Source organism: Stenotrophomonas sp. YIM B13575 (assembly GCF_042787595.1).
Lineage (GTDB): Bacteria > Pseudomonadota > Gammaproteobacteria > Xanthomonadales > Xanthomonadaceae > Stenotrophomonas > Stenotrophomonas lactitubi_B.
Genome location: NZ_JBHZOP010000094.1, coordinates 1 through 5533, shown reverse-complemented (window position 1 = coordinate 5533; position 5533 = coordinate 1). Strand labels below are relative to the sequence as shown.

General features: G+C 69.2%; 4 protein-coding genes. 3 read left to right on the top strand and 1 reads right to left on the bottom strand.

The window, feature by feature from the left end; genetic code table 11:
- Window positions 1-181: 181 nt before the first annotated feature.
- Entirely contained in the window at window positions 182-1120 is a 939-nt protein-coding gene (gene panE / locus ACFX4F_RS15050) for a 2-dehydropantoate 2-reductase (protein WP_380656639.1), read from the top strand.
- A 4-nt stretch (window positions 1121-1124) separates the two neighbouring features.
- Window positions 1125-2048 (top strand): NAD-dependent epimerase/dehydratase family protein, encoded by a 924-nt coding sequence (locus ACFX4F_RS15045; RefSeq protein WP_380656636.1) that lies wholly within the window; start codon window positions 1125-1127, stop codon window positions 2046-2048.
- Window positions 2049-2061: 13 nt separating this feature from the next.
- On the opposite strand, the gene ACFX4F_RS15040 is transcribed toward ACFX4F_RS15045, so the two are convergent.
- On the bottom strand, window positions 2062-2859 hold the full coding sequence (locus ACFX4F_RS15040) for a TatD family hydrolase (protein ID WP_180165017.1): 798 nt from the start codon (window positions 2857-2859) through the stop codon (window positions 2062-2064).
- A gap of 68 nt (window positions 2860-2927) precedes the next feature.
- On the opposite strand from ACFX4F_RS15040, the gene hrpB reads away from it, so the two are divergent.
- Complete coding sequence (gene hrpB / locus ACFX4F_RS15035) at window positions 2928-5435, top strand: ATP-dependent helicase HrpB (RefSeq protein WP_380656632.1); 2508 nt, start codon at window positions 2928-2930, stop codon at window positions 5433-5435.
- Window positions 5436-5533: the final 98 nt, after the last annotated feature.

Below are 5533 nucleotides of genomic sequence, written 5' to 3'. Positions count from 1 at the left end.
GTGTCCGCCGCATGGATGCGGCGGCCAAGCCTACAGGGACGTATTCACGGCGTCCCCCGCGAGCCCACCCCGCCCGACCCAAACACGGCTTGTGCTTCAAACCACCACGATGGGCGCAGCCGTTGGCCGCGAACTCCGGCACAATCACGGCAGTGAATCCCCCAACTGCGGTGAGCGTGCAATGCGTATCCTGATCCTCGGCGCCGGCGGTACCGGCGGTTACTTCGGTGGTCGCCTGGCCCAGGCGGGCGTGGACGTGACCTTCCTCGTGCGCCCGACCCGCGCCGCGCAACTGGATCGTGATGGCCTGGTGCTGCGCAGCCCGGTGGGTGACGCCACGTTCCCGGTGCAGCATGTCACCGCTGAAGCTCTGCCTGCGCTGGCTGCGGAACAACCGTTCGATCTGGTGATCCTCAGCTGCAAGGCTTACGACCTGGACAGCTCGATCGATGCCATCGCACCGGCCGTGGGTGCGGGTACCACCGTGCTGCCGATCCTCAACGGCCTGCATCACTACAACGCGCTCGACGCACGCTTCGGTCGCGATGCAGTGCTCGGTGGGCTGTGCTTCATCAGTGCGACCAAGGCGCCCGATGGTGCCGTGCTGCACCTGGGCAAGCCGGCCAAGCTGACCTTCGGCGAACGCGATGGCGGTGCGGTCTCCGCGCGCGTGCAGGCATTCGCTGCAGCGTGTGCACAGGCGAATCTCGATCATCTGGCCAGCGAACACATCGGCCAGGAACAGTGGATCAAGTACACGTTCCTCACCGCGCTGGCGGCGGCTACCTGCCTGCTGCGCGCGGACATCGGCACCATCATGGCCACCGATGACGGCGACGCCATCGTGCGTGGGCTCTACGACGAATGCCTGGCGGTGGCCGAAGCCGCGGGCGAACCGGTGCCGCAGGCTGCGCAGGACACCGCGCACAGCACCCTGACCCAGGCCGGTTCGGCGTTGAAGGCGTCGATGCTGCGCGACCTGGAAGCGGGCCAGCAGGTGGAAGCCGCGCAGATCGTTGGCGACATGCTGGCGCGTGCGCGCGCCGCGGGCCAGGAAGCGTTGCTGCTGCAGGTGGCCTACAGCAGCCTGCAGGCCTATCAGGCCCAGCGCGCGGCGTGATCCGATGAACCTGCCTGGCCCGTTGCCGAAGCGCGTACTGATCCTCGGCATGGGCTGGAGTGGGCGCGTGTTGGCCGCGCACCTTCAGGCCCAAGGCGTGCGGGTGGAAGGCACGGTGCGCGATCCGGCGTCAGCACCTGACGATGGCCTGCAGCGCCATCAACTGCAGGCCGACGCTGCGCTGTCACCCACCCTGCTCGATGCCATCGCACACGCAGACGCGGTGCTGTGCAGCGTGCCACCCGATGCCGAGGGCGACCCGGCACTGCGACTGCTGCATGCCGCGCTGCGCGACAGCGATTCATTGCGATGGCTCGGCTACCTGTCATCGACCTCGGTCTACGGCGACCGCGACGGTGGCTGGATCGACGAGAGCAGCGTTGCCGATGCCACAGAACCCGTGGGCATGCAGCGACAACTCGCCGAAGCGCAGTGGCGTGCGCTGGCGGAGGCGCGCGGCATCGCCTCGGCCGTGTTCCGCCTGCCGGGCCTCTATGGGCCTGGGCGCAATGCGCTGCTGCAGCTGGCGCAGGGCCGCGCGCGGCACGTGGTGCGCCCGGGGCTCGCGTTCAATCGCCTGCATGTGGAAGACCTGGCAACGGTGGTGATCGCCGCGATGCGCCGCCCCATGGCCAATGCGCTGTATCTGCCGAGCGATGACGAGCCGGCGCCGTCGCAGGATGTACTGGCCTTCGCCGCGCAGCTGGGGGGCTTTGCCCTGCCGCCCGCAGTGGCCTGGGATGATCCAGCGCTCAGCGCGACGTTGCGGCGCTTCTACCAGAGCAACAAGCGCATCGACAGCCGCGGCACGCGCCAAGCGCTGGGCTGGACGCCGCGGTTTCCAACGTATCGGGAAGGGCTGACGGATCTTGCCGCTTCGCTCGCCGGGCATGGCCCGGCGCTACCGGATCCGGGCGTTCCCGGCTGACGGGTAGTGCCGATCAGGCAGCGTCGGGCAGGCGGAAGAACGCACGCGTCGCGGCCGTGGCGTTCGCCGCCGTGGTCTGCACATCCTCGCCACGGTCCCGCGCCAGCTCTTCCACGATGTGCGACAGGAACACCGGTTCGTTGCGGCGGTCCTTCGGCATCGGCTTCAAAGTACGCGGCAGCAGATACGGTGCGTCGGTCTCGATCATCAACCGGTTGGCCGGAATGTTCTTCACCAGCTCGCGCAGGTGCCCACCGCGGCGCTCGTCGCACAGCCAGCCGGTGATGCCGATGTACCAGTCCTGGTCCAGGTAATCGAACAGCTCCTGGCGCTCGCCGGTGAAGCAGTGCACCACGGCCGGACCGATGCGGCCTTCGAAGTTCTTCATCTGCGCCATGAAATCGGCATGCGCGTCGCGCTGGTGCAGGAACAACGGTTTTCCGTTGTCCGCAGCCAGCTGCAGCTGGCGCTCGAACGCGCGGTGCTGCGCCGGGCGCGGCGAGAAATCGCGGAAATAGTCGAGCCCGCACTCACCCACCGCCACCACCTCGGCATGGGCGTGCAGCGCGCGCATCTCCGCATCGCACTCGTCGGTGTACTCCACCGCGTGGTGCGGGTGCACGCCGGCGGTGGCGTACAGGAACCCCGGGTGCTGCTGCGCCAGCTGCAGGGCCAGCGGCGAGTGCTCGCGGCTGGCACCGGTGATGATCATCTGCACCACACCGGCCTGCCGTGCGCGGTCCAGCACGGCCTCGCGGTCGCGGTCGAAGGAGTCGTGGGTCAGGTTGGCGCCGATATCGATCAGATGCATGGGGGCAGCAGGGGCAGGAAAACCCGCGCATTGTACCCGTGCCCGTCATGGCCCCTTATCCTTTGCACATGAACGCCCCGCAATTCCCCATTTCTCCGCTGCTGCCGCAGATCCAGCAGCACCTGGCCGCGCACCCGCGGCTGGTGCTGGAAGCCCCACCCGGCGCCGGCAAGACCACCCAGGTGCCGTTGGCGCTGCTCGATGCGCCGTGGCTGCAGGGCCGCAGGATCATCCTGCTGGAACCGCGCCGGGTGGCCGCGCGCAGTGCCGCGATGTTCATGGCGCGCCAGCTCGGCGAAGAGGTCGGCGGCACCGTCGGCTACCGCATCCGTTTCGAGAACAAGGTATCGGCGCGCACGCGCATCGAGGTGGTCACCGAGGGCATCCTGACCCGGATGCTGCAGGACGACCCGATGCTGGAGACCGTCGGCGCGATCCTGTTCGATGAATTCCACGAGCGCCATCTCAGTGGTGATCTGGGCCTGGCGCTGGCGCTGGACGTGCAATCGCAGCTGCGCGATGACCTGCGCCTGCTGGTGATGTCGGCGACGCTGGACGGCGAGCGGCTGGCACGCTTCCTCGATGCACCGCGGTTGAGCAGCGAGGGCCGCAGCTATCCGGTGGCGATCAGCCACTTCCCGGCGCGGCGTGACGAGGCACTGGAGCTGCAGGTGCGGCGTGCCGTGCAGCAGGCGCTGGCCGAGCACCCGGGTGACCTGCTGGTGTTCCTGCCCGGCCAGCGTGAGATCGCGCGCGTGCAGGCCGGCCTGCAGGACAGTCTTGATGGCGCTGCGGTGGACGTGCTGGCCCTGCACGGTGAGCTGCCGGTGGAACAGCAGGCGCGCGTGCTGCAGGCCGCCAGCGACGGCCGCCGCCGCGTGGTACTGGCTACCAACGTGGCCGAGTCCTCGGTGACGCTGCCCGGCGTGCGTGTAGTCATCGACAGCGGTCAGGCACGCGAGCCACGCTACGACCCCAACAGCGGGTTCACCCGCCTGGACGTGGTCGCCATCGCGCAGGCCTCGGCCGACCAGCGTGCCGGCCGTGCCGGCCGTGTGGCAGAGGGCGTCGCCTGGCGGCTGTGGCCGCAGTCGCAACGGCTGGAGCCGCAGCGTCGCGCCGAGATCGACCAGGTTGAACTGGCCGGTCTTGCGCTGGAACTGGCCGCCTGGGGCAGCAGTGACCTGCGCTTCCTTGACCCGCCACCGAGCGGGCCGATGGCCGCCGCACGCGAACTGCTGCAGCGCCTGGCCGCGTTGTCCAGCAGCGGCGCGATCACTGCACTCGGCCGTCGCGTGCTGGCGCTGGGCACCCATCCGCGGATGGCCGCGATGCTGCTGGCCGCACCCGATGCCCGCGCACAGGCCTTGACCGCCGATCTTGCGGCGTTGCTGGAAGCCCGCGACCCATTGCGCCAGGGCGGTGATGCAGTGGCCGCGCGCTGGCGCGCACTGGCGGCCTTCCGCAATGGCCGTGCGCCGGCCGATGCCAATCGCAGCGGCCTGGCCGCCATCGACGCTGCTGCCAAACAGTGGCGCCGTCGCCTGCGCTGTGAGGCCGCGCCACCGGCCAGCATCGAGGCGCACGAGCTCGGCGACCTGCTGGCGCACGCCTTCCCCGACCGCATTGCGTTCCAGCATCCGAACGACCCGTTGCGTTACCTGCTGGCCAATGGCCGCAGCGCCCGCCTGCATGAACTGAGCGACCTGCGTGGCGAACCGTGGCTGGTGGCCAGCGAACTGCGCTTCGAAGCCCGCGATGCGCTGCTGCTGCGCGCCGCACCGGTGGATGAAAGCTATCTGCGCAGGAACTGGCCCGACCGCTTCGTGACCGAAGACGTGGTGCGCTGGGATGACACGCGCCGCGCGCTGGTTGCGCTGCGCGAAACACGCTTCGACCGCATCGTGATGGACAGCCGTTCGGCTGGCCGGGTTGATCCGCAGCTGGCGGCGCAGGCACTCACCGACGCCGTTGCCGAGCTCGGCCTGCAGGCATTGCCATGGACCGAGGGTCTGCGCCAGTGGCAGGCACGGGTGGAATCGCTGCGGCGCTGGATGCCCGAGCTGGGCCTGCCCGACTGCAGTGACACCGCATTGCTGGCCAACCGTGCGCAATGGCTGCAGCCGGCATTCGCTGGCAGGACACGTCTGGATGCGCTGGACGAGGCCAGTTTCGGCGAAGCGTTGAAGGCGCCACTGGAATGGTCGCAGCGGCAGCTGGTCGAGCGCCACGCGCCCACCCGGATCACCGTACCGTCAGGGCTGGAACGGCCGATCACCTACGCGCTGGACGGTGAAACCGGCGAGCCGCTGCCGCCGGTGCTGGCGGTGAAGCTGCAGGAGTTGTTCGGCCTGGCCGACACGCCGCGCATCGCCGATGGCCGGGTGCCGCTGACCCTGCACCTGCTGTCACCGGGCGGCCGGCCGTTGCAGGTGACCCAGGATCTGCGCAATTTCTGGGAGAACACCTACGCCGAGGTGAAGAAGGAAATGAAGGGCCGTTACCCGCGCCACCCTTGGCCGGACGATCCGTGGACGGCCACGGCGACCCACCGGGCCAAGCCGCGCGGAACCTGAGTGGCGGGGTCGGATCCCTTTGCGTGGCAAAGGGCTCTGACCCAAGGATGCGCGCCGGGGTCAGAGCCCTTTCCCAACGGAAAGGGATCCGACCCCAA